Origin of the sequence: Streptococcus sp. Marseille-P6264 (genome assembly GCF_902460355.1) — a bacterium.
Taxonomy (GTDB): domain Bacteria; phylum Bacillota; class Bacilli; order Lactobacillales; family Streptococcaceae; genus Streptococcus.
In genome coordinates this window covers 17,858-40,612 of sequence record NZ_CABPTO010000009.1, presented here as the reverse complement: position 1 = coordinate 40,612, position 22,755 = coordinate 17,858, and the positions used below count along the sequence as shown (strand labels likewise).

Sequence of the window (22,755 nt, the reverse complement as noted above, 5' to 3'; positions counted from 1 at the left end):
TGAGATATGGTAGTCGCTTAGCAGGATAGGAAGTCGGAGTACTTCCTTTTTGGGAGTTTAGCTCAGCTGGGAGAGCATCTGCCTTACAAGCAGAGGGTCAGCGGTTCGATCCCGTTAACTCCCATATTCAAGCGGGTGTAGTTTAGTGGTAAAACTACAGCCTTCCAAGCTGTTGTCGCGAGTTCGATTCTCGTCACCCGCTTTGAACGATAGTTCATGCCAAGTTTTTATAACTTGGGCGCGTAGCTCAGGTGGTTAGAGCGCACGCCTGATAAGCGTGAGGTCGGTGGTTCGAGTCCACTCGTGCCCATTTGAATAGTAATATGGTCCGTTGGTCAAGGGGTTAAGACACCGCCTTTTCACGGCGGTAACACGGGTTCGAATCCCGTACGGACTATATATTTTGGAGGATTACCCAAGTCCGGCTGAAGGGAACGGTCTTGAAAACCGTCAGGCGTGTAAAAGCGTGCGTGGGTTCGAATCCCACATCCTCCTTAGATTAGAATATCGCGGGATGGAGCAGCTAGGTAGCTCGTCGGGCTCATAACCCGAAGGTCGTAGGTTCAAATCCTGCTCCCGCAATTTGGCTCGGTAGCTCAGTTGGTAGAGCAATGGATTGAAGCTCCATGTGTCGGCGGTTCGATTCCGTCTCGCGCCATTTTTGTTAAAATTGAGGAAGGGTAGCGAAGAGGCTAAACGCGGCGGACTGTAAATCCGCTCCTTCGGGTTCGGGGGTTCGAATCCCTCCCCTTCCATGCTTAACGGGCATAGTTTAAAGGTAGAACTAAGGTCTCCAAAACCTTCAGTGTGGGTTCAATTCCTACTGCCCGTGTTTTGGAATATGGCGGGTGTGGTGAAGTGGTTAACACACCAGATTGTGGCTCTGGCATGCGTGGGTTCGATCCCCATCACTCGCCTATTTCTTTTGATTATTGGGGTATCGCCAAGCGGTAAGGCAAGGGACTTTGACTCCCTCATGCGTTGGTTCGAATCCAGCTACCCCAGTTACTTTGCCGGCGTGGCGGAATTGGCAGACGCGCTGGACTCAAAATCCAGTGTCCGCAAGGACGTGCCGGTTCGACCCCGGCCGCCGGTATAGTAATAAAGACAAGGTTTTCGGATCTTGTCTTTTTTTACCAATTTTTATCTTGGAGTTATTTATAATTTCTTATGTTATGCTAGATCGTCTGATTTTTCTGCTTTTTGCTTTATTTCGCGCTAAATTAGACTGCTTATTTGTATTGTGAAATGACTTACCGAAGTCTTTCTAAAGGGAGAAAGTATATGGCAATGATAGAGGTGGAACATCTTCAGAAAAATTTTGTGAAGACGGTTAAGGAACCAGGCTTGAAAGGGGCTTTGCGCTCCTTTATTCATCCTGAAAAGCAGAACTTTGAAGCAGTCAAGGATTTAACCTTTGAGGTTCCAAAAGGACAAATTTTAGGCTTTATCGGGGCTAATGGTGCTGGGAAGTCGACAACCATCAAAATGCTGACAGGGATTTTGAAGCCGACATCTGGTTTTTGTCGGATTAATGGCAAGATTCCGCAGGATAATCGTCAAGACTATGTCAAGGATATTGGAGTAGTTTTTGGACAAAGAACCCAGCTATGGTGGGATTTGGCGCTGCAAGAGACCTACACGGTCTTGAAGGAGATTTACGATGTGCCAGACTCGCTTTTCCATAAACGCATGGACTTTTTGAATGAAATTTTGGATTTGAAGGAATTTATCAAAGATCCCGTGCGAACTCTTTCACTGGGTCAACGAATGCGGGCGGATATTGCGGCTTCCTTGCTTCACAATCCCAAGGTTCTCTTTTTAGATGAGCCGACCATTGGTTTGGATGTTTCGGTCAAGGACAATATTCGTCGGGCTATTACTCAGATCAATCAGGAAGAAGAGACAACCATTCTCTTGACCACTCATGACCTGAGTGATATTGAGCAACTCTGTGATCGGATTTTTATGATTGACAAGGGGCAGGAGATTTTTGATGGAACGGTTAGTCAGCTCAAAGAAACCTTTGGCAAGATGAAGACTCTTTCCTTTGAGCTGGTACCAGGTCAAAGTCATCTAGTTTCTCACTATGAAGGATTACCTGATATGACCATTGATAGACAAGGAAATAGCCTCAACATTCAATACGATAGTTCCCGCTATCAGTCGGCTGATATTATCAAGCAAACCCTATCTGATTTTGAGATTCGCGATTTGAAGATGGTGGATACGGATATTGAGGATATTATTCGTCGCTTCTACCGAAAGGAGCTCTAAGATGGTCAAATTGTGGCGACGTTATAAACCCTTTATCAATGCAGGGATTCAGGAGTTGATTACCTATCGAGTCAACTTTCTTCTTTATCGGATTGGCGATGTCATGGGTGCTTTTGTGGAATTTTATCTCTGGAAGGCTGTCTTTGATTCCTCGCAAGAGTCTTTGATTCAGGGTTTCAGTATGGCAGATATCACCCTCTACATCATCATGAGTTTTGTGACCAATCTTTTGACTAGGTCGGATTCTTCCTTTATGATTGGTGATGAGGTCAAGGATGGCTCCATTATCATGCGCTTGTTGCGACCAGTGCATTTTGCGGCCTCTTATCTTTTCACAGAACTTGGTTCCAAGTGGTTGATTTTTATCAGCGTTGGACTGCCATTTTTGAGTGTGATTATTTTGATGAAAATCTTATCTGGGCAAAGGGTTATAGAAGTACTAGGATTAACCATCCTTTATCTCTTTAGCTTAATCCTAGCCTACCTGATCAACTTTTTCTTTAATATCTGCTTTGGATTTTCAGCCTTTGTGTTTAAAAATTTATGGGGCTCTAATCTGCTTAAGAATTCTCTGATTGACTTTATGTCTGGAAGTTTGATTCCCTTGGCTTTCTTTCCAAAGATCGTATCAGATATTCTGTCCTTTTTGCCTTTTTCATCCTTGATTTATACTCCAGTCATGATCATTGTTGGGAAATACGATGCCAGTCAGATTCTTCAGGCGTTTTTGCTACAGTTCTTCTGGCTCTTGGTGATGGTGGGTTTGTCTCAGTTGATTTGGAAACGAGTCCAGTCTTTCATTACCATTCAGGGAGGTTAGTATGAAAAAATATCAGCGTATGCATCTGATTTTTATCAGACAATACATCAAGCAAATCATGGAGTACAAGGTCGATTTTGTGGTTGGTGTTTTAGGTGTTTTCCTGACTCAAGGCTTGAACCTCTTGTTTCTCAATGTACTCTTTCAACACATTCCATCGCTAGAAGGATGGACCTTTCAAGAAATTGCCTTTATTTATGGTTTTTCCTTGATTCCCAAGGGATTGGACCATCTCTTTTTTGACAATCTCTGGGCACTGGGACAACGCCTAGTCCGAAAAGGGGAGTTTGACAAGTATCTGACTCGTCCTATCAATCCTCTCTTTCATATTCTAGTTGAGACCTTTCAAATTGATGCCTTGGGCGAACTTTTGGTCGGAGGCATTCTGCTAGCAACAACGGTGTCTAGCATTGCTTGGACTCTTCCAAAATTCCTGCTTTTCCTAGTTTGTATTCCTTTTGCGACCTTGATTTATACTTCCTTGAAGATAGCGACAGCCAGTATCGCTTTTTGGACCAAGCAGTCAGGCGCCATGATTTACATTTTCTATATGTTCAATGACTTTGCTAAGTACCCGATTTCCATTTACAATTCGCTTCTTCGTTGGTTGATTAGCTTTATTGTGCCTTTCGCCTTTACAGCCTACTATCCTGCTAGCTATTTCTTGCAGGACAAGAATGGACTCTTTAACATTGGTGGTTTGATCCTGATTTCTCTTATCTTCTTTGTCATTTCCTTGAAACTCTGGGATAGGGGCTTGGACGCCTACGAAAGTGCGGGTTCGTAAGAGTGAGTATAAATAAAGGGTGATATTCATTCAGAAAGTCTATGAATAAGAGAACTATTAGATACGGTATAAAGACAAGGTTTGCTGCCTTGTCTTTTCTAATATATTTTAAGGCATCTATCTTTCAAATTTTTACTTTTGGAATGAATAAATTCGACTTATCTTTCTAAAATGGTAGAATAGGTTTAAGATTTGTTTGATAAGTAATAAGGAGACTCTAATGAAATTGAGATTGGAAAATAAAGAATCTGAACGAGCACAGGAACTTGGGAATTTAATCCGAGCTTATAATCGCTCTAAAAGGGAAGCTTCAATAAGTGAGCCTCTCAATATCTTTGTCGAAGATGAGGACGGAAATTTAATGGGAGGTCTGGTAGCCGAAACATTTGGTTATTGGCTTGAAATTGAGTATTTATATGTGAGTGAGGATTTACGAGGGCAAGGGCTTGGCTCGGATATTTTGCAAAGGGCGGAAGAGGAAGCTCGTGACAGGAAGTGTAAGTATTCATTTGTGGATACCTTTTATTTCCAAGCGCCAGACTTTTATAAGAAGCATGGCTATGAAGAAGTGTTTAGATTAAAAGAATATCCTTATACAGGTAAGCGATATTATTATACGAAAGAGTTATAATTTATCAAAGGACGGATAGCAGATTTCTACCTGACAAATGTAGCGATTTTTGGTATAATATCATGAGGTGATTTTATGGCAAATTTGAATAGATATAAGTTTACATTTGGAAACAAAACCTTAACTTTAACAACAGAACACGATAATCTTTTTATGGAAGAAGTGGAGCGGGTTGCTAAGGAAAAATATAAGGCTATTAAAGAGCAGATGCCTGCGGCAGATGATGAAGTCTTGGCCATTTTATTGGCGATTAATAGTTTATCTACTCAGCTCAGTCGCGAGATTGAATTTGATGATAAGGAAAAAGAATTGGAAAGTCTTCGTCGCAAAATGCTTAGCGAATTAAGAGAAAAGTCAGCTAATACAGGGGAAAGATAGTGTTTGCGATTATTATTTTACTAATATTAGCTTGGAGCTTTTATATTGGCTACTCGCGTGGGATTGTTCTGCAGGGATATTATGCTGCTATGACGATTGTATCCATGCTGGTGGCTGGAGCTCTATATCAGGACTTGGCTAAGTCTATCAGCTTGTGGGTGCCCTATGCTAGCGCTGTTAAAGGCAGCTCGACTTATTTCTTTGCAAATTCCCAACTTTTCCATTTGGATAAGGTTTTTTATGCAGGGCTGGCTTACCTACTTGTTTTCAGTCTTGTTTATATAGGAGGCCGCTTTTTTGGGATTTTCGTAAATTTAATTCCCTATCCGAATAAGTGGGATACCAAAGTTTTCAATATGGTTAGTGGGGCTATTGCAGTCTTCATCTCACTCTTTGTCATCGAGATGGGACTGACTATTTTAGCTACTGTGCCCATGTCCTTTATCCAAGAACGCTTAAATTCGAGTTTGCTGATTCGGTCTATTATCAATCACACGCCTGTAACTTCATCCATTTTACATGACCTTTGGGTCACAAAAATTATCGGATAATTAAGACTCAGTTGCTCTGTAGCTGAGTTTCTTTTTCAGTTTAAATCATATAGAAATAGAATGAACATGATGAATCATAAAATTTTAGAAACTTTGGAATTTGAGAAAATTAAGGAGCTTTTTTCTCCCTACCTACTGACTGAGCTGGGAGAGTTGGAATTAAAGCAGCTCCAGCCAAGCAGTAAAAAAGAATCAATTGCTGCTGCTTTTTTGGAAATGTCCGATATGCGGCAGATTTTTGTGCAACATCCGCACTTTAGTTTGGGAGCCATTCAGGATATTAGAGGCTTGACCAAGCGCCTAGAGCTGGATAGTGACCTTAATATTGAGGAGTTTTTAGCCCTCAAGCGGGTCTTGGCTGTGACGCATGAGCTGGTGTCTTTCTACGAGGACTTGGAAAATGTCCAATTGGAGCGTTTGGATCGTCTTTTTAACAATCTAGTAGAGTTTCCTAGTATTCAGGGAAGCCTGCAAGCTATCAATGATGGGGGCTTTCTCGAAAGTTTTGCTAGTGAAGAGTTGAGTCGTATTCGCCGGAAAATCCAAGAAAATGAAGTTCAGGTTCGAGATATTCTTCAAGAGATTCTCAAAACCAAGGGTGACATGCTGGCAGACCAAGTGGTGGCCAGTCGGAACGGCCGTAATGTGCTGCCTGTGAAAAATACCTACCGCAATCGTATTGCGGGCGTCGTTCACGATATTTCGGCCAGCGGTAGTACGGTTTACATTGAGCCGCGGGCGGTGGTTAATCTCAATGAAGAGATTGCCAGCAGTCGAGCAGACGAGCGCTATGAAATTCAGCGGATTTTGCAGGCCATGTCGGATATGATACGGCCTCATGCAGCTGAAATTGCCAACAATGCTTGGATTATCGGTCATCTGGATCTGGTGCGTGCCAAGGTCCGCTTCATGCAGGAGACGGGAGCAGTGGTGCCAGACCTGTCGGAAGAGCAGGATATTCAACTGCTTAGCGTCCGCCATCCCCTGATTGAAAATGCAGTGGCTAATGACCTGCATTTCGGACCTGACTTGACAGAGATTGTCATTACCGGGCCTAATACAGGTGGTAAGACCATCATGCTGAAGACCTTGGGGCTGGCTCAGATTATGGCCCAGTCAGGTCTGCCAATTCTGGCAGACAAGGGCAGTCGCGTCGGGATTTTCAGTCAGATTTTTGCTGACATTGGTGATGAGCAGTCCATTGAGCAGAGCCTGTCGACTTTCTCCAGTCACATGACCAATATCGTCTCTATTTTAGAGCAGGTTGATAGCGACAGTCTGGTTCTGCTGGATGAGCTGGGAGCTGGGACTGACCCGCAGGAGGGTGCAGCTCTGGCTATTGCTATCTTGGAAGATTTGCGGCTAAGACAGATTAAAACCATGGCGACGACCCACTATCCTGAGCTGAAAGCCTATGGGATTGAGACGGACTGGGTGGAAAATGCCAGCATGGAATTTGATACAGAGAGTTTGCGACCGACCTATCGCTTTATGCAGGGAGTGCCTGGCCGCTCCAATGCCTTTGAAATTGCTCGTCGTTTGGGCTTGTCGGAAGTTATCGTTGGCCATGCTCTAGAGCAGACCAACACAGACAGTGATGTCAATCGAATCATTGAGCGCTTAGAGGAGCAGACACTGGAAAGCCGCAAGCGCTTGGATAATATCCGCGAGGTGGAGCAGGAAAATCTCAAATTTAACCGAGCCCTAAAAAAACTTTATAATGAGTTTAACCGAGAAAAAGAAACCGAGCTCAATAAGGCGCGTTTGGAAGCTCAGGAAATCGTTGATATGGCTTTGTCAGAGAGCGAGAGCATTCTCAAAAATCTCCATGACAAATCCAGTCTCAAGCCGCATGAGATTATCGAGGCCAAGGCTCAGCTTAAAAAGTTGGCACCTGAAACCGTTGATTTATCAAAGAATAAGGTGCTGCAGCAGGCCAAGAAAAATCGGGCGCCCAAGGTGGGAGATGATATCCTAGTCACCAGCTATGGTCAGCGGGGAACCTTGGTCAAGCAGCTCAAGGATGGGCGCTGGGAAGCCCAGGTCGGTCTGATCAAGATGACTCTAGAAGAGCAGGAATTTAATCTTCTCAAGGCTGAAAAGGAGGCGCAACCTAAGCGCAAGCAGGTCAATGTAGTTAAGCGAACCAATACCAATGGTCCAAGAGCCAGACTGGATCTGCGTGGCAAGCGCTACGAAGAGGCCATGGAAGAGCTTGATGCCTTCATCGATCAGGCCCTCCTCAACAACATGGCTCAGGTGGATATTATCCACGGTATCGGAACGGGTGTCATCCGTGAAGGGGTGACTAAATATCTCCGTCGTAACAAGCAGGTCAAGTCCTTCGGCTATGCTCCGCAAAATGCCGGCGGCAGCGGCGCGACGATTGTCATCTTTAAGTAGGGAAGCATCGGACACTCCGTAGCAAATATTTTCTTTTCCTCTGTGTTTGGTGTACAATATTATCAAAAGTAAGCTATTCAAAGGAGAAGATTTATGGTAGCAGCAGTTACAGATGCAACATTCGCTGAGGAGACAAAAGACGGACTGGTTCTGATTGATTTTTGGGCAACTTGGTGCGGTCCGTGCCGCATGCAGGCGCCTATCTTGGAGCAGTTAGCAGGGGAAGTTCATGAAGATGAACTGAAAATCCTTAAAATGGATGTGGATGAAAATCCAAATACTGCCCGTGAATTCGGCATTATGTCCATTCCGACACTTCTGTTCAAAAAAGACGGTCAAGTTGTGAAGCAAGTAGCTGGTGTTCACACGAAGGAGCAACTGAAGGCTATTTTGGCAGAGTTAAGCTAAGAGAGAAGCCTCAGGGCTTCTTTTTGTATATTCAAGATCAAAAACGTTTACATGTTTAAAGTTTTTCATAAAACATTGACAAAAGCCGAATATTATTTTAAAATAATAGAAAATTTAGAATAAACACCGAATGAAGTTTTTCAGAAATAAGCGTTTGCACCTTATGACTGTGAAATGGACGGAACTCTGGAGAGACCATGATTGGCACCGAAGGGGCAAGGCAGGCAACTGCTCAAACTCTCAGGTAAAAGGACAGAGCAAGGGAAGGACAGAAGTCGGTCATTCTCAAGCATCCAGAGTACATGTGTAAACATGTACTTTTCTTTTTCTCGGTGTGGAAAAGGAGCATAAGACTTATGTTGAAGTTGCTGAATCAAATTGATTCTTTGGTCTGGGGGCCTCCCCTTTTGATTTTATTGGTTGGAACGGGAATTTATCTGACTTTTCGTCTGAAGTTGCTACAGATTTCGCGTCTTTCTCGAGCCTTTCGCTTAATTTTTGTATCCGGAGAGGATCATCATGGAGACGTGTCAAGCTTTGCTGCTCTTTGTACAGCATTGGCAGCCACGGTTGGAACGGGGAATATTATCGGTGTTGCGACGGCCATAAAAGTTGGTGGACCGGGTGCCTTGTTTTGGATGTGGTTAGCTGCTTTCTTTGGAATGGCAACCAAGTATGCCGAAGGTTTATTAGCGATTAAGTATCGTTCCAAGGATGCCCACGGAGCAGTTGCTGGTGGTCCCATGCACTATATTCTGTTGGGAATGGGAGAAAAATGGCGTCCGCTGGCCATCTTCTTTGCTGTAGCGGGTGTCTTGGTGGCTCTTTTAGGGATTGGAACCTTTACGCAGGTCAATTCCATTACAGAAGCTATGCAGAATACGATTCAGTTGCCTCCAGCTGTGACAGCCTCTATCTTGGCTATTTTGGTGGCTTTGGTTATTTTCAGCGGCATTCAGTCGATTGCTCGAGTGTCGACCAAGGTTGTGCCTTTTATGGCAGCTATTTATATCTTGGGGACTGTGACTGTGTTAGCAGTCAATCTAGATCGTCTGCTGCCAACTCTCCAGCTAGTCTTTAGTTCTGCATTTAGTCAGACGGCTGCTGTCGGTGGCTTTGCTGGTGCAACCATCCAGATGGCGATTCAAAATGGGGTAGCTCGTGGCGTCTTTTCAAATGAATCGGGTCTAGGATCAGCCCCCATTGCGGCGGCGGCAGCTAAGACCAAGGAGCCTGTCGAGCAAGGCTTGATTTCGATGACGGGAACTTTTATTGATACCCTTATTATTTGTAGCTTAACTGGTCTGACAATTTTAGTCACTGGCGTTTGGAATAGTGATTTGAACGGCGTTAGATTGACACAAGCAGCATTTTCTACGATATTCTCTAGTTTCGGTCCTGTTCTTCTCACTGTTTTTCTGGTTCTTTTTGCCTTTACTACAATTTTAGGCTGGAACTACTACGGTGAGCGTTGCTTTGAGTTCCTGTTTGGTGTCAAATATATTCGTTTGTACCGAATCATCTTTGTCGCTATGGTGCTTTTAGGGGGCTTTATCGAGTTAGAAGCAGTTTGGGTTATTGCCGATATTGTCAATGCCTTGATGGCCTTGCCGAATCTGATTGCTCTTTTGGTCTTATCTCCTGTTATTATTGCTGAAACCAGAAAGTATTTTGACAAGAAGGGCTGAGTTTCCACTTGCTGGATTTTTGAAAGGAGATTGCCTTGCTAAAGCTGCTTTGTCAGCTTTAGTTTTTTTATGGGCGAGAAATCTCTCGTCTTTTGTTATTGGTCAAAACATGGTATAATGAAGTATTAAGATTCTAGGAGGAAATGACATGCGTTGTCCCAAATGTGGCGGAAGCAAATCAAGTGTGGTTGACAGCCGGCAGGCAGAAGATGGAAACACAATCCGTCGTCGCCGTGAATGCGAGGAATGCCAGCATCGTTTTACAACTTATGAGCGCGTGGAAGAAAGAACCCTAGTCGTTGTCAAAAAAGATGGAACGCGTGAGCAATTTTCTCGGGATAAGATATTTAATGGCATCATCCGCTCCGCTCAGAAGCGTCCTGTATCAAGTGACGAGATTGAAGAATTGGTCAATCGAATTGAGCAAAAGCTCCGCAGTCAGAGTGAAAATGAAATTGCCAGCGAATATATTGGCTCTCTGGTCATGGATGAGCTGGCCGAGCTGGATGAGATTACCTATGTCCGTTTTGCCAGTGTTTATCGGAGTTTCAAGGATGTTGGCGAGCTGGAAAGCCTTTTGAAGCAGATTACCAAGGGTTCTAAGAAGAAAAAGGAAAAATAATGGCTTATGAAACCAAATGATCATTTTTCTTTCTTGTCTAATAACCAGGTCAGTCAAGATATGAGCGGGCTGGCCCGTTATTATCTACCCATTGTGGGTAAGGATGCAGTGGCACTTTATCTTTATCTGGTTTCTTTTTGGGATAATGGAGCTCAGCAGCGACTTTTCAGTCATATTTTAAATCATCTTGATTTTGGCATGGAAGTGTTGGAGAGAAGCTTGGAGCGTCTATCAGCTATTGGATTGCTAGAGCTTTTCCAGACTGAGACGGGATTTTCCATCCGACTCTATCCAACCTTGTCCGCTGAGGACTTCTTTGCTCACCATGTGTACAGTAGTCTTTTGGAGAAAAAGATTGGTCAGGCGGCGGTAGATAAGCTACGACCGGAAAATCCAGTTGGGCAAAAGATCAGTCCTTCTTTTAGCCAAATTTATGGCATGGAAGATGTCAGTCCGACGAGAACTAGTCGCCAAAATGATTTTGATTTGACGCATTTTAAACAGAGAATGGCTCAGGATGGCTTGCGTTTTGCAGATGAAAAAGCGGACCTCTTGGACTTGTTTGCCATTGCGGAGCAGAAGAAATGGACTTGGTATGAGACTTATGTCTTAGCGCGTGAAACGGCTGTGTCACATGTGATTTCAACGAAAAGGATGCAGCAAAAAATTCAGCAAAAGCCAGTTTCGGGAGACTTTTCTCAGCAAGAGCAGTCTATTATCCGTGAGGCCAAAAGCAAGCAGCCACTGCTCTTTTTGGCCGAAATCAAGAAAACCCGTCAAGCGGCCATTACGCGTAGTGAACGGAAGCTGATTCAGGATTTGGCAGAGATGGGACTTTTGGATGAAGTTATCAATATCATCCTGCTCTTGACTTTTAATAAGGTGGATTCGGCCAATCTCAATGAGAAGTATGCCCTCAAGGTGGCCAATGACTTTTCTTATCAAAAGGTGATCTCGGCTGAAGAGGCGGTTCTGAAAATTCGCGAGCGCAACCAGCAGACGAATACTCGTCCTGCGCAAGTCAGCCCAGCTTCTGCTAAAAGCAATGTGCCGAACTGGAGTCAGCCGGATTACAAAAATGAAACGAGCTTAGAAAAACAAGCTGAACTAAAAGAACAAAAAAGAAGACTTTTAGCGAGACTGGAAGAGGGAGGCGATTAAATGGAAAAAATAGGACAGGCGATGCCTCATATGAATAAGGTGAAGCAGTTTGATTATCAAAAATTAGTCCAGCAGATTTTAGCAGATCCAGATATCGCTGCCTTTATCAGTCGAGAACAACTGTCTCCAACCGAAATTCAGCGGAGCATTTCTAAGTTTAATCAATACATTACCGAACGCGATCGCTTCCTGCTAGAAGATCAGAACTATATTGCCAAGGGTTATAAGCCGATTTTGGTGAAAAATGAAGGCTATGCGGATGTTGCCTATGAGGAAACGCCTGAGTTGATTGAGCAGGAGAGACAGGAAGCGATTAGAAGCCGTCTCAACCTTATCAATCTGCCAGCTAGCCTAAAAGAAGCTAGTTTGGCCAAAGTGGATTTGGACGATGTCGGTCGCTACAAAGCTTTCGAGCTCTTGACCAGTTTTGTTGCGGACTTTCCGCATTATCAAAAGGCTGTTTATCTCTACGGAGATTTTGGCGTGGGTAAGAGCTACATGATAGCTGCGCTGGCGCATGATTTGTCAGAAAAACGCAGTGTCTCAACGACTCTGCTCCACTATCCGAGCTTTGTTTTGGATGTTAAAAATGCGATCAGTTCTGGCTTGGTCAAGGACAAGATTGCCCAGGTCAAGACAGCTCAAGTGCTGATTTTGGACGATATCGGTGCTGAGCAGTCCAGCCCCTGGATGCGGGATGAGATTTTACAAGTTATCCTCCAGCACCGTATGCAGGAAAATCTGCCAACTTTCTTTACTTCCAACTTTAGCTTTGCGGATTTGGAGCGTCACTTTGCCAGCTCTAAGAATGGCGATGAGACCTGGCAAGCCAAGCGGGTTATGGAGCGGATTAAGTTTCTGGCTCAAGAAGTGCATCTAGAAGGAGAGAACCGTCGATGAATGAAACAATTAACTTGATGAAGGCCTATACGTCTGTTCGGCGCTTTACAGAAGAGCAAATTTCGAATGAAGAACTACGCGCCATTATCAATGCTGGACGTGCTGCTTCCAGCTGGAAAAACTTCCAGTCCTACTCTGTCATAGTGGTGCGCAGCCAGGAGAAAAAAGAGGCTCTTTTTGACTTAGTTCCGCAGAAAGCAATTCTTCAAGCTTCAGCCTTTTTGCTCTTTGTTGGAGACCTCAATCGAGCTAAAAAGGGAGCTGCACTGCATACAGAAGATTTTTATCCTGAAGGAACAGAAAATATTCTCATTAGCTCGGTAGATGCTGCTTTGGCAGGGCAAAATACCCTTTTGGCAGCTGAAAGTCTGGGTTATGGCGGCGTTATTATTGGTTTAGTTCGCTACGAAGCTTCAAAAATTGCCCAGCTCTTTAATCTACCAGACTATACTTATCCAGTTTTTGGTATGGCTTTAGGAAAGCCAAATCAAAACCATGCTGTCAAACCACGTCTGCCTTATGAAGCGGTGGTCTTTGAGGAAGAATACTGCGAGCAACTCAGCTCAGTCATCGAGGCCTATGACCGTGTGCAGGCTGAGTATGCTGGTGAGCGAGCACAGGATACTTGGAGCCAGCGTTTGGCAGCCCAATTTGGTCAGGAGCCAAATCAAGCGATTGACCAACTGTTCAAAGAAAAGAAATTAGAAAACTAAGGCGGAGCTCAGCTCTGTCCCAAAGAATGAAAGAGGAAAAACATGGCTTTACCAACTATTGCCATTGTCGGCCGTCCCAATGTCGGCAAGTCAACGCTATTTAATCGGATTGCGGGTGAGCGGATTTCCATTGTCGAAGACGTGGAAGGGGTAACTCGAGACCGAATCTATGCGACGGCAGATTGGCTGAATCGTAAGTTCAGTATCATTGATACGGGCGGAATTGACGATGTTGATGCACCTTTTATGGAGCAAATCAAGCATCAAGCTGAGATTGCTATGGACGAGGCCGATGTCATCGTTTTTGTCGTGTCTGGTAAGGAAGGCATTACTGATGCGGACGAGTATGTCGCTCGCATGCTTTACAAGACCCACAAGCCGATTATTTTAGCGGTTAATAAGGTGGATAATCCTGAAATGCGCAATGAAATCTATGATTTCTATGCACTAGGCTTGGGAGATCCATTCCCAGTCTCTTCTGTCCACGGGATTGGTACAGGGGATGTTCTAGATGCTATCGTTGAAAATCTTCCACACGAGGAAGTCGTCGAAAATCCTGATATGATTAAGTTTAGCTTGATTGGCCGTCCTAATGTCGGTAAGTCTAGCTTGATCAATGCCATCTTGGGTGAAGATCGGGTCATTGCCAGTCCAGTGGCCGGTACTACCCGCGATGCTATTGATACCGTCTTTACGGACAGTGAAGGTCAGGAATTTACCATGATCGACACGGCTGGTATGCGCAAGTCAGGCAAGGTCTATGAAAATACGGAGAAATACTCTGTCATGCGGGCCATGCGGGCAATCGATCGCTCAGATGTTGTTCTGATGGTGCTGAATGCTGAAGAAGGAATTCGTGAGTACGACAAGCGAATCGCTGGCTTCGCCCATGAGGCAGGAAAAGGAATGATTATCGTTGTTAATAAGTGGGATACACTGGAAAAAGATAACCATACCATGAAAGACTGGGAAGAGGATATCCGCGAACAGTTCCAGTACTTGTCTTATGCCCCGATTATCTTTGTCTCTGCCCTGACCAAGCAGCGTCTCCATAAGCTGCCGGACATGATTAAGCAAATCAGTCAGAGTCAGAATACCCGTATTCCATCAGCGGTGCTCAATGATGTTATCATGGATGCCATCGCGATTAATCCGACACCGACTGACAAGGGCAAACGTCTTAAGATTTTCTATGCGACTCAGGTTGCGACCAAACCGCCGACCTTTGTCATCTTTGTCAACGAAGAAGAGCTCATGCACTTCTCTTACCTGCGTTTCTTGGAAAATCAAATTCGCAAGGCCTTTGTCTTTGAAGGAACCCCGATTCACTTGATTGCAAGGAAACGGAAATAGGACTCGCTTCAGCCTGTTTACAAAGAAAACAAGGTATATAGTAAGGAGTTTATGGAGGGAGGTGTATCCTTAAATCCATAAACTTGCTAGCTCAAAATTTGGAATAGATTGATGAGGGAAACTGAATTGGAAAAATTGGGTTTCTCTTATTTTTTGATGATGAGCTTTCTCCGTCTCAAGTCGGATTTGGGATTAAAAAATGGTTTTTAAAAGAGTTTTAGCCTTAATTATGGTAAAATAATGTCTGAATACTATTAGCTATCAAATGAATTGAATGAGGTCTTTATGATGAAAATCGGAATCGATCAAATCGGTTTTGCGACCAGCAATTATGTTTTAAAATTAGATCATCTGGCTGAGAAGCGGGGCATTGATCCCGACAAGCTCAGCAAGGGATTATTGATGAAGGAGATCAGCATTGCTCCTTTAACTGAGGATATTGTAACTTTGGGCGCAGCAGCGGCTGAGCAAATCTTGACTGCAGAGGACAAGAAGGCCATTGATATGGTCATTGTCGCAACAGAGTCTAGCATTGACCAAAGCAAGGCGGCTTCGGTCTTTATTCATGGTCTTTTAGGCATTCAGCCTTTTGCTCGTAGCTTTGAAATTAAAGAGGCCTGCTATGGAGCAACTGCTGCTCTAGACTATGCCAAGCTGCATATCAGACAATATCCAGAAAGCAAGGTCTTGGTCGTCGCTAGTGACATTGCCAAATATGGGAAGGAGACGCCAGGCGAGCCGACTCAAGGTGCAGGCGCAATCGCTATGCTGATTAGTCAAAGTCCACGAATCCTTGAATTCAATGAAGATAATGTGGCTCAGACTCGTGATATTATGGATTTCTGGCGCCCAAATTACTCTATGACTCCTTACGTCAATGGTGTTTACTCAACCCAGCAGTACCTGGATTGCCTCAAGACGACTTGGAACGAATACCAAAAGCGTCATGGTTTAGCTTTGGGAGACTTTGCAGCGATTTGTTTCCATCTCCCTTATCCTAAATTGGCGCTTAAGGGGCTGAATAAAATTATGGATAAAAGCTTGTCTCAGGAGGAGCAAAAAGGCCTGCAAGAAAACTTTGACAAGTCTATTCTCTATAGCCAAAAGGTCGGAAACATCTACACAGGCTCCCTCTTCTTGGGGCTCTTGTCCCTCTTAGAAAACTCTGAGAATCTTAAGGCTGGTGACAAGATTGCTCTCTTTAGTTATGGTAGTGGTGCTGTCGCTGAGATTTTCAGTGCCAATCTGGTAGAAGGTTATGAAAAACAGCTGACGACTAATCGTTTGGAGCTTTTGGATCAACGTCAAGAACTGACGGTTGCAGCCTATGAAGAGCTTTTCTGTGCAGAAGCCCAGCTGGATGAAAACGGCTCAGCTGTCTTTTCTGGCTACGATGACCAAGTTTACGCCTTGGTTCAAATAGACCAACACCAGCGTAAGTATAGCAAAGTTGAGAAATCATCATGAAAATAAATTGGACTGGATTTTCTAAAAAGACACCTGCAGAGCGGCTAGAGTTTCTGAAAGCCTATGAGCTACTCCAGGATGAGAATTGGCAAAATCTTGCTAATCAAAGCCATTTGCCGCTGGAGACAGCCAATCAAATGAGTGAAAATGTGCTTTCTGTTTTGGCTCTACCTTATTCGATTGCACCAGACTTTCTCATAGATGGGCAGGTTTATCAGGTACCTTTTGCAACGGAGGAGCCTTCTGTCGTTGCTGCTGCTAGTTTTGCAGCAAAAATCATTAAGCGCAATGGCGGTTTCAAAACCAAGATTCATAATCGGCATATGATTGGGCAGGTCGCACTCTATGATGTACCTGATGTAGCTAAAGCTCTAGAGCAGATCCAAAATGAGAAGTCAGCTTTGCTGGAGTTGGCAAATCAAGCCCATCCTTCCATCGTCAAGCGAGGAGGTGGGGCGCGTGATTTGAGAACGGATTTCCTAGAGGGAGAGACGGACTTTCTAGTTGTCTACCTTGTCGTGGACACTCAGGAAGCCATGGGTGCCAATATCCTTAATACGATGCTAGAAGCCCTAAAAGAACGATTAGAGGAGCTAACAGGTGGACAGAGCTTGATGGCCATCCTGTCTAACTATGCGACTGAGGCACTCGTAACAGCCTCTTGTGAAATTGATTTCCACTCACTCAGTCGAGACAAGGCAGAAGCCGAACGCACCGCTCAAAGAATCGCTTTAGCCAGTCAGTTTGCAAAGCAGGATCCTTATCGGGCCAGCACGCATAATAAAGGGATTTTCAACGGAATTGATGCAGTTCTTTTGGCGACAGGAAATGACTGGCGGGCCATTGAAGCCGGAGCCCATGCCTATGCCACTCGAGATGGCGGCTACCAGGGATTGAGTCAGTGGAAGGTCGATTTAGAGGAAGGTAAGCTCTATGGCCAGTTGACTTTACCCATGCCTGTTGCGGCCAAAGGAGGCTCGATTGGGCTTAATCCAATGGTTGTCGCTAGTTTTGATTTATTGGGGCAACCGACAGCCAAAGAATTGGCTTCGATTATCGTCTCTGTCGGCTTAGCGCAAAATTTTGCAGCTTTGAGAGCACTGGTGACTACGGGAATTCAGGCTGGGCACATGAAGCTCCAAGCCAAATCTCTAGCTTTATTGGCAGGTGCTCAGGAAGAGGAGATTGCTTCTGTCGTTGCAGAACTTCTCAAAGAGAAGCAATTCAATCAGGCAAAAGCCAAGGAAATTTTAACCAAAATGCGTAAAGACAATTGAGAGGCTGGGACAAAAGTCCTAGCCTCTCAATTGTCTTTGGATTGTCGAGCAAGACGCAGTGGTTGAGTGGGCTCTATTACGCTGATTTCATCAGCTTTTACAGCCCTACTCAACTGTGCGGAGGTGGGACGACGAAATCGAATTCTAACGAATTACCGATTTCTGTCCCACTCTCATTTTTTATAGTTAAGAGGATGTTTCTTAAGGTAGCTGTAGATCTTTAAGACGACAGTCCCGCTAGCCATGCCGATAGAGATGACCAAGGCTAGGATGACGACCAAGGTAGCATTGACCATGGCCTGACCATAATCGCCTGTCACAAAAAAGGCAGTTGTCCGGTAGGAAATATATCCAGGTACTAGAGGCGCTAGAATAGCCAAAATAAAGACGACAGCTGGCGTTCTGTAGATGATGCTGAGGATTTGGCTGGCACAGGAGCCAATGATAGCAGCCACGAAAGTTGCAATGATAACATTGGTCGGTCCCTTGAGTAGGAGATAGAGTAGCCAAGTGGCCATTCCTAAGACTCCGCCAGGAATCAGCATACTACGCTGGACATTTAGAACGATTAGAAAAGTGATGATAGCCAGTAGGCTGGCCAGAGCTTGTAGTAAGAAAGTCAAGATTGTCATAGGCTTATTTCATAAGAATGAGGGCGACAGAGGTGCCGGCGCCGAGAGCAAGGGTAATGAGGAGTGATTCAAAGAGTTTGCTCATTCCAGAGTTGATATGGTTGGTCATGATATCTCTAACTGAGTTGGTCAAAGCGATTCCTGGGACGAAGGGCATAACAGCTCCTGCGATGATCAAGTCTGCTGTTGAATCGAAGCCTGAGTAGCGAGCCCAAATCTGGGCTAATAATCCGAAGACAAAAGCTCCAGCAAAGGCTGAAACAAAAGGAATTCGAATATATTTATCGACATAAAGAGAGAAAGAGAAGCCAAATAGGGTCGCTAGACCAGCCCCAAGAGCATCGAAGAAATTCCCACCGAACATGATAGAAAAGAAAGGAGCACTGAGTGTGGCTGCTGTAATGAGTTCTCTCTTGCTATAGGGAACCCCTTTTGTTTTAAATGCTTTTAGTTGTTCAAGCGCTTCTTCCAGATTGATGGCTCCACTGACTAATTGCCGAGAAACCTGATTGACATCGCAGACTTTCTCGATATTGTAGTTCATATGGATATTTCGCTTCATTCGAGAAATATTAGTGTTTTCAATTGAAAAGAATATGGCAACGGGCATGGCTAAGGCATTGCAGTCCATGATGCCTTGCGAATGGGCAATTCGGATCATGGTGTCTTCGACCCGATAAATCTCTGAGCCGCTTTGTAATAGCAAGGTCCCAGCTAGCATGATAACATCAACGGCCAGATTAAGATTTTTTTCATCTGTAGACATTTTCTCAGCCATTATATCCCCTTTTTCATTTCACAATAACTCTATTATAACACAAATGCTCAAAGCTATCTCTCCAAAGCAAAAGAAAACCAGCTGATTTTCAGCTGGTTTTACAATTAGGAAAGAGGCTTAGCTAAGTGCGTCATCCATTGAAAGAACTTCGTGGAAGACACGTTGTGTCAATTCAGTTTTTTGTTCTGGAGTGAGGTATTTAGTGTTTACACAGTATCCAGAGATACGTACGATTACGTCTTCACCTGACATGATCTTGTCGTAAACATCTTGCAAGTCCATAACGTTCAAGTTAACGTGTTGTCCACCGTTTTCAAAGTAACCATCAAGGATTGTTACCAAGTTATCCACTTGTTCGTCACGAGTCTTACCAAGAGCACGTGGAGAAACTTGAGTTGTCAATGAGATACCGTCAGCTGCGTAACCAAAGTCAAGGCTAGCAAGTGAGTTCAAGTTTTGCAACCATCCACCTTTAGCTTTGTTAGAAGGGTTAGCACCTGGTGAGAAGAATTCAAGTTTAGACAAGTTCACAGAACCATCTTCGTTGAGGTATACACCTTTATGGACTGGTGAGTTACCAGTTTGTTTAGAGTAAGCAACGTTAGATGTGATTGTCAAAAGTGATACTGTAGCTTCTGCGTCTTTGTATAGTTTGTGGCTACGTAGACGAGTTGTATAAGCTTCGATCAACCATTCTGCCAATTCGTTTGAACGTGGGTCATCTTCACCCCAACGTGGGTATTCACCGATTGTTTCGTAATCGTAGATGTATCCATTTTCGTCACGGATTGGTTTAACTGTAGCGTACTTGATAGCTGACAATGTGTCAACAGTGTTAGCGAATCCACAGATACCGAATCCCATGTTAGCACGTTGTTTAGTTGGCAAGAAGGCCATTTGAACAGCCTCATAGTTGTACTTGTCAGTCATGTAGTGGATGATGTTCAAAGCATCTACGTAAGTGTCAGTCAACCAGTCAAGTGATTTTTCAAAGTTCGCTTTAACTGATTCAAATTCAAGAACTTCGTCACGGATAGGATCGATGTCAAATACTTTGTAGTCTTTATGTACATCATCGTAACCACCGTTCAAACCAGTAAGAAGAGCTTTCAATACGTTTACACGAGCACCGAAGTACTGGATGTTGTGGCGTTGTTCTTCGTTTTCTGGGTCAAGTGGAGACACACAGCATGAGATACAGCTCATTTCACCATATCCGTCTTTAGCCATTGTTGTTACACCTTCGTATTGGATAGAAGAGTGTTTGTGGCTCATATGCATACAGTAGCGACGGAAGTTGTATGGCAATTTATCAGTCCAAAGAACTGTCAAGTTTGGCTCTGGAGAGTTACCGATGTTGTCAAGAGTATTCAAGAAACGGTAGTCCATCTTTGTAACACGGTGACGACCGTCGTTACCCATACCAGCCATAGAAGTTGTGATGAAGGTTGGGTCACCTGAGTACAATTGGTCATAGGCTTTTGTACGAGCAAATTTAACTGTACGAAGTTTCATAACGAAATCATCAACAAATTCTTGGATTTCTGATTCAGTAAACGTACCACGAGCAAGGTCACGTTCTGCAAAGATATCCAATACGATTGGCACACGGCCTAGGGATGTAGCAGCACCGTTGATAACACGGCAGACAGCCATAAAGGCAATATTAACCCATTGGATCGCTTCTTTAACGTTCATCGCCGGTTTACGAACATCAACTCCGTAAAGATCACCCAAGCGAACAACTTGTTGCAAAGCTTGGTATTGAAGGTTTACTTCTTCACGAAGACGAATTGTTTCTTCGTCGATTTCTTTGATTGCATTCCAGTCGTTGACTTTTTCTTGCATCAAGTAGTCTGCACCGTAAAGAGCAAGACGTGCGTAAACACCGATGATACGTCCACGTGAGTAGGCATCTGGAAGACCAGTTACAGTGTGGGCGTGACGAGCACGACGAATGTTAGAAGTATAAGCACGGAAAATACCGTCGTTAACAGTTGTCACATATTTTGTGAAAATTTCGTGAACAGCTGGATCAGGTTCATAACCATTCTCCTTCAAAGTTGTTTCAGCCATACGGATACCACCTTTTGGCATGAAGTTCAATTTGAAGAGTTCATCGTTTTGAATACCGTAAATTAGTTCGTTATCTCTGTCAATATAACCAGCAGGGATATCTGCAATAGATGTTGGACGAGTGTCCATTGGGAAACGAGTTTCTTCGTAGTGAGCTTTTGTTTCTTCTACGATTTTTTTGATGTGGAGTGAGCGCTCAGTAGGACCTGCCAAGAAGCTTTCATCTCCATCGTAAGGTGTGTAGTTGGCTTGAACGAAGCGAGAGATACTTGCTTTCTCTTTCCAGTCTTCACCTTTGAAGCCTTCCCAGGCCTTGTCAAAAATGTCTTGAGCTTCCACAACTGTTTTAACAACCATTAGATTTTCCTCTTTATTCTAGCAACATAAACTGTTACATTTATAATTAAAGTATATCACAAGGTAATCGGTTTCACAAACGAATTTCAGTGCTAAAAGAGGCTTTCTTTTATAATACAGATTGATATTTTGTCGCAAATTGTTTTATAATTTTGAAAATGGTAAATGAAATAGTAGAAAGAAGCTGATAAGTTGAATTATTTTGTCCTTGCTTTGAACGTTACTATGGAAAAATTTGTCCAATACTGAAATTCCTATTTTAATACTGTGTCTATGTACCTCAGAAAGTTTATCACATTTTCCGGTCTTGCTTTTGAATAAAAATCCTTTGAAACTTTCTTTAAAAATGATAAAATTTGCTAAAGAGCTATTCTAACTTATAGGAGACGGCATGCTAATTTTTCCGCTAATCAATGATACATCGCGAAAGATCATTCATATTGATATGGATGCTTTTTTTGCTTCGGTCGAAGAGCGGGACAATCCTAAACTAAAGGGAAGGCCTGTGATTATCGGTAGTGATCCGCGTCAGACGGGTGGACGTGGTGTGGTTTCGACCTGTAATTATGAGGCCAGAAAGTTCGGAGTTCATTCAGCTATGAGTTCCAAGGAAGCCTACGAGCGCTGCCCGCAGGGGATTTTTATCTCGGGAAATTATGAGAAATATCAAACGGTTGGTTTGCAGATTCGAGAGATTTTCAAGCGCTATACGGATAAAATTGAGCCCATGAGCATAGACGAGGCTTATCTGGATGTGACGGAAAATAAGTTGGGTATCAAATCTGCAGTCAAAATTGCCAAGCTGATCCAGCACGATATCTGGAATGAATTGCAACTGACAGCTTCGGCAGGCGTTTCTTATAATAAGTTTCTGGCCAAGATTGCCAGTGATTATGAGAAGCCGCACGGTCTGACTGTTATTTTACCCGAAGAGGCTGAGGCCTTTCTGGCGCCTATGGATATTGCCAAGTTTCATGGAGTTGGTAAGAAGAGTGTTGAAAAACTGCATGAAATGGGAGTTTATACTGGTGCAGATCTACTCAAGATACCAGAAATGACTTTGATTGATAGGTTCGGTCGCTTTGGCTTTGATCTTTACCGAAAAGCGCGCGGCATCAGCAATAGCCCGGTCAAGTCCAATCGTATCCGTAAGTCTATCGGTAAGGAGCGGACCTATGCCAAACTGCTCTATAGTGAGGAGGATATTAAGAAAGAGCTGACCCTGTTGGCACAGAAGGTAGAAAATAGCTTGACTAAGCATGACAAGAGAGGACGAACCATCGTTCTGAAAATCCGCTATGCCGATTTCTCTACCTTGACTAAAAGAAAAAGTTTGGCTCTAGCCACTCAAGACAAGGAGCAAATCGAGCGAACTGCGCATGAGATATACGATAACTTGGAAGAGCAACCACGAGGTATTCGGCTGCTAGGACTGACAGTGACGGGGTTTAAATAAGATAGAAAAGAGTCTAAGGC

General features: G+C 43.9%; 20 protein-coding genes, 12 tRNA genes and 1 riboswitch. Of the genes, 29 read left to right on the top strand and 3 right to left on the bottom strand.

The features are described 5' to 3' along the window. The first annotated feature begins 51 nt into the window (after positions 1–51). The 28 genes from FZ941_RS10420 to FZ941_RS10285 all read left to right on the top strand — a co-directional run bounded on the left by FZ941_RS10420 (position 52) and on the right by FZ941_RS10285 (position 17,436). Positions 52–124, top strand: a tRNA-Val gene (locus tag FZ941_RS10420). A gap of 7 nt (positions 125–131) precedes the next feature. Continuing rightward, positions 132–202 (top strand) — tRNA-Gly (locus tag FZ941_RS10415). 34 nt (positions 203–236) lie between these two features. Further along, positions 237–310, top strand: a tRNA-Ile gene (locus FZ941_RS10410). A 15-nt stretch (positions 311–325) separates the two neighbouring features. Continuing rightward, positions 326–397, top strand: a tRNA-Glu gene (locus tag FZ941_RS10405). 8 nt (positions 398–405) lie between these two features. Further along, positions 406–495, top strand: a tRNA-Ser gene (locus FZ941_RS10400). A 13-nt stretch (positions 496–508) separates the two neighbouring features. Further along, positions 509–582 (top strand) — tRNA-Met (locus FZ941_RS10395). Between the two features lie 3 nt (positions 583–585). Continuing rightward, a tRNA-Phe gene (locus FZ941_RS10390) sits at positions 586–658 on the top strand. Between the two features lie 16 nt (positions 659–674). Continuing rightward, positions 675–755 (top strand) — tRNA-Tyr (locus tag FZ941_RS10385). 6 nt (positions 756–761) lie between these two features. Beyond that, positions 762–832 (top strand) — tRNA-Trp (locus FZ941_RS10380). Between the two features lie 12 nt (positions 833–844). Beyond that, a tRNA-His gene (locus FZ941_RS10375) sits at positions 845–917 on the top strand. A gap of 16 nt (positions 918–933) precedes the next feature. Beyond that, positions 934–1,005 (top strand) — tRNA-Gln (locus FZ941_RS10370). 7 nt (positions 1,006–1,012) lie between these two features. Next, positions 1,013–1,096: transfer RNA gene (locus FZ941_RS10365), tRNA-Leu, on the top strand. Positions 1,097–1,284: 188 nt separating this feature from the next. Beyond that, entirely contained in the window at positions 1,285–2,277 is a 993-nt protein-coding gene (locus tag FZ941_RS10360) for an ATP-binding cassette domain-containing protein (protein WP_148887803.1), read from the top strand. A gap of 1 nt (position 2,278) precedes the next feature. After that, complete coding sequence (locus FZ941_RS10355) at positions 2,279–3,097, top strand: ABC-2 family transporter protein (protein WP_148887802.1); 819 nt, start codon at positions 2,279–2,281, stop codon at positions 3,095–3,097. A 1-nt stretch (position 3,098) separates the two neighbouring features. Next, a complete protein-coding gene (locus FZ941_RS10350) occupies positions 3,099–3,884 on the top strand; it encodes an ABC transporter permease (RefSeq protein WP_148887801.1) in 786 nt (261 codons plus the stop codon). Between the two features lie 220 nt (positions 3,885–4,104). Continuing rightward, positions 4,105–4,515 (top strand): GNAT family N-acetyltransferase, encoded by a 411-nt coding sequence (locus tag FZ941_RS10345; protein WP_148887800.1) that lies wholly within the window; start codon positions 4,105–4,107, stop codon positions 4,513–4,515. Positions 4,516–4,590: 75 nt separating this feature from the next. Then, entirely contained in the window at positions 4,591–4,893 is a 303-nt protein-coding gene (zapA, locus tag FZ941_RS10340; RefSeq protein WP_015604420.1) for a cell division protein ZapA, read from the top strand. Continuing rightward, entirely contained in the window at positions 4,893–5,444 is a 552-nt protein-coding gene (locus tag FZ941_RS10335; protein WP_148887799.1) for a CvpA family protein, read from the top strand. Before zapA ends, FZ941_RS10335 begins: the two co-directional genes overlap by 1 nt. A 69-nt stretch (positions 5,445–5,513) precedes the next feature. Next, positions 5,514–7,847 carry an endonuclease MutS2 gene (locus tag FZ941_RS10330; RefSeq protein WP_148887805.1) on the top strand — a complete coding sequence of 778 codons (2,334 nt, stop codon included), beginning with the start codon at positions 5,514–5,516 and terminating at the stop codon, positions 7,845–7,847. A gap of 93 nt (positions 7,848–7,940) precedes the next feature. Beyond that, positions 7,941–8,255, top strand: a complete 315-nt coding sequence (trxA, locus tag FZ941_RS10325) for a thioredoxin (protein ID WP_045498501.1) — start codon at positions 7,941–7,943, stop codon at positions 8,253–8,255. 176 nt (positions 8,256–8,431) lie between these two features. Then, a riboswitch (glycine riboswitch) is annotated at positions 8,432–8,521 on the top strand. Positions 8,522–8,611: 90 nt separating this feature from the next. Then, positions 8,612–9,943 carry a sodium:alanine symporter family protein gene (locus FZ941_RS10320; protein ID WP_148887798.1) on the top strand — a complete coding sequence of 444 codons (1,332 nt, stop codon included), beginning with the start codon at positions 8,612–8,614 and terminating at the stop codon, positions 9,941–9,943. A 148-nt stretch (positions 9,944–10,091) separates the two neighbouring features. Beyond that, a complete protein-coding gene (nrdR, locus tag FZ941_RS10315; RefSeq protein WP_005591110.1) occupies positions 10,092–10,565 on the top strand; it encodes a transcriptional regulator NrdR in 474 nt (157 codons plus the stop codon). A 6-nt stretch (positions 10,566–10,571) separates the two neighbouring features. Next, positions 10,572–11,726 (top strand): DNA helicase, encoded by a 1,155-nt coding sequence (locus FZ941_RS10310; protein WP_148887797.1) that lies wholly within the window; start codon positions 10,572–10,574, stop codon positions 11,724–11,726. Continuing rightward, the gene (gene dnaI / locus FZ941_RS10305; RefSeq protein WP_148887796.1) at positions 11,727–12,626 is read left to right on the top strand and encodes a primosomal protein DnaI; all 900 of its coding nucleotides are present in this window, start codon (positions 11,727–11,729) and stop codon (positions 12,624–12,626) included. After that, complete coding sequence (locus FZ941_RS10300) at positions 12,623–13,339, top strand: nitroreductase family protein (protein WP_148887795.1); 717 nt, start codon at positions 12,623–12,625, stop codon at positions 13,337–13,339. The genes dnaI and FZ941_RS10300 overlap by 4 nt, the downstream gene beginning before the upstream one ends. A 42-nt stretch (positions 13,340–13,381) precedes the next feature. Then, on the top strand, positions 13,382–14,692 hold the full coding sequence (der, locus tag FZ941_RS10295) for a ribosome biogenesis GTPase Der (protein WP_148887794.1): 1,311 nt from the start codon (positions 13,382–13,384) through the stop codon (positions 14,690–14,692). A gap of 288 nt (positions 14,693–14,980) precedes the next feature. Then, positions 14,981–16,159, top strand: a complete 1,179-nt coding sequence (locus tag FZ941_RS10290) for a hydroxymethylglutaryl-CoA synthase (protein WP_148887804.1) — start codon at positions 14,981–14,983, stop codon at positions 16,157–16,159. Next, positions 16,156–17,436 (top strand): hydroxymethylglutaryl-CoA reductase, degradative, encoded by a 1,281-nt coding sequence (locus FZ941_RS10285; RefSeq protein WP_148887793.1) that lies wholly within the window; start codon positions 16,156–16,158, stop codon positions 17,434–17,436. Before FZ941_RS10290 ends, FZ941_RS10285 begins: the two co-directional genes overlap by 4 nt. 173 nt (positions 17,437–17,609) lie before the next feature. Here FZ941_RS10285 and FZ941_RS10275 read toward each other — a convergent pair whose 3' ends face one another. The 3 genes from FZ941_RS10275 to pflB form a co-directional block, all read right to left on the bottom strand. After that, entirely contained in the window at positions 17,610–18,068 is a 459-nt protein-coding gene (locus tag FZ941_RS10275) for a threonine/serine exporter family protein (RefSeq protein WP_148887792.1), read from the bottom strand. Positions 18,069–18,072: 4 nt separating this feature from the next. Continuing rightward, positions 18,073–18,846: a threonine/serine exporter family protein gene (locus FZ941_RS10270; protein WP_148887791.1), complete on the bottom strand. Its 774-nt coding sequence runs from the start codon at positions 18,844–18,846 to the stop codon at positions 18,073–18,075. Between the two features lie 117 nt (positions 18,847–18,963). Then, positions 18,964–21,279: a formate C-acetyltransferase gene (pflB, locus tag FZ941_RS10265; RefSeq protein ID WP_148887790.1), complete on the bottom strand. Its 2,316-nt coding sequence runs from the start codon at positions 21,277–21,279 to the stop codon at positions 18,964–18,966. A 391-nt stretch (positions 21,280–21,670) separates the two neighbouring features. Between pflB and dinB the strand changes: the two genes are divergently transcribed. Further along, on the top strand, positions 21,671–22,735 hold the full coding sequence (dinB, locus tag FZ941_RS10260) for a DNA polymerase IV (RefSeq protein ID WP_148887789.1): 1,065 nt from the start codon (positions 21,671–21,673) through the stop codon (positions 22,733–22,735). Positions 22,736–22,755 lie beyond the last annotated feature (20 nt).

What these genes read in the sequence shown, in the direction of transcription:
- FZ941_RS10360 (WP_148887803.1), top strand. Translation starts at nt 1,285, where the DNA reads ATGGCAATGATAGAGGTGGAACATCTTCAGAAAAATTTTGTGAAGACG.
- FZ941_RS10355 (WP_148887802.1), top strand. Translation starts at nt 2,279, where the DNA reads ATGGTCAAATTGTGGCGACGTTATAAACCCTTTATCAATGCAGGGATT.
- FZ941_RS10350 (WP_148887801.1), top strand. Translation starts at nt 3,099, where the DNA reads ATGAAAAAATATCAGCGTATGCATCTGATTTTTATCAGACAATACATC.
- FZ941_RS10345 (WP_148887800.1), top strand. Translation starts at nt 4,105, where the DNA reads ATGAAATTGAGATTGGAAAATAAAGAATCTGAACGAGCACAGGAACTT.
- zapA (WP_015604420.1), top strand. Translation starts at nt 4,591, where the DNA reads ATGGCAAATTTGAATAGATATAAGTTTACATTTGGAAACAAAACCTTA.
- FZ941_RS10330 (WP_148887805.1), top strand. Translation starts at nt 5,514, where the DNA reads ATGAATCATAAAATTTTAGAAACTTTGGAATTTGAGAAAATTAAGGAG.
- trxA (WP_045498501.1), top strand. Translation starts at nt 7,941, where the DNA reads ATGGTAGCAGCAGTTACAGATGCAACATTCGCTGAGGAGACAAAAGAC.
- FZ941_RS10320 (WP_148887798.1), top strand. Translation starts at nt 8,612, where the DNA reads ATGTTGAAGTTGCTGAATCAAATTGATTCTTTGGTCTGGGGGCCTCCC.
- nrdR (WP_005591110.1), top strand. Translation starts at nt 10,092, where the DNA reads ATGCGTTGTCCCAAATGTGGCGGAAGCAAATCAAGTGTGGTTGACAGC.
- FZ941_RS10310 (WP_148887797.1), top strand. Translation starts at nt 10,572, where the DNA reads ATGAAACCAAATGATCATTTTTCTTTCTTGTCTAATAACCAGGTCAGT.
- dnaI (WP_148887796.1), top strand. Translation starts at nt 11,727, where the DNA reads ATGGAAAAAATAGGACAGGCGATGCCTCATATGAATAAGGTGAAGCAG.
- FZ941_RS10300 (WP_148887795.1), top strand. Translation starts at nt 12,623, where the DNA reads ATGAATGAAACAATTAACTTGATGAAGGCCTATACGTCTGTTCGGCGC.
- der (WP_148887794.1), top strand. Translation starts at nt 13,382, where the DNA reads ATGGCTTTACCAACTATTGCCATTGTCGGCCGTCCCAATGTCGGCAAG.
- FZ941_RS10290 (WP_148887804.1), top strand. Translation starts at nt 14,981, where the DNA reads ATGAAAATCGGAATCGATCAAATCGGTTTTGCGACCAGCAATTATGTT.
- FZ941_RS10285 (WP_148887793.1), top strand. Translation starts at nt 16,156, where the DNA reads ATGAAAATAAATTGGACTGGATTTTCTAAAAAGACACCTGCAGAGCGG.
- FZ941_RS10275 (WP_148887792.1), bottom strand. Translation starts at nt 18,068, where the DNA reads ATGACAATCTTGACTTTCTTACTACAAGCTCTGGCCAGCCTACTGGCT.
- FZ941_RS10270 (WP_148887791.1), bottom strand. Translation starts at nt 18,846, where the DNA reads ATGGCTGAGAAAATGTCTACAGATGAAAAAAATCTTAATCTGGCCGTT.
- pflB (WP_148887790.1), bottom strand. Translation starts at nt 21,279, where the DNA reads ATGGTTGTTAAAACAGTTGTGGAAGCTCAAGACATTTTTGACAAGGCC.
- dinB (WP_148887789.1), top strand. Translation starts at nt 21,671, where the DNA reads ATGCTAATTTTTCCGCTAATCAATGATACATCGCGAAAGATCATTCAT.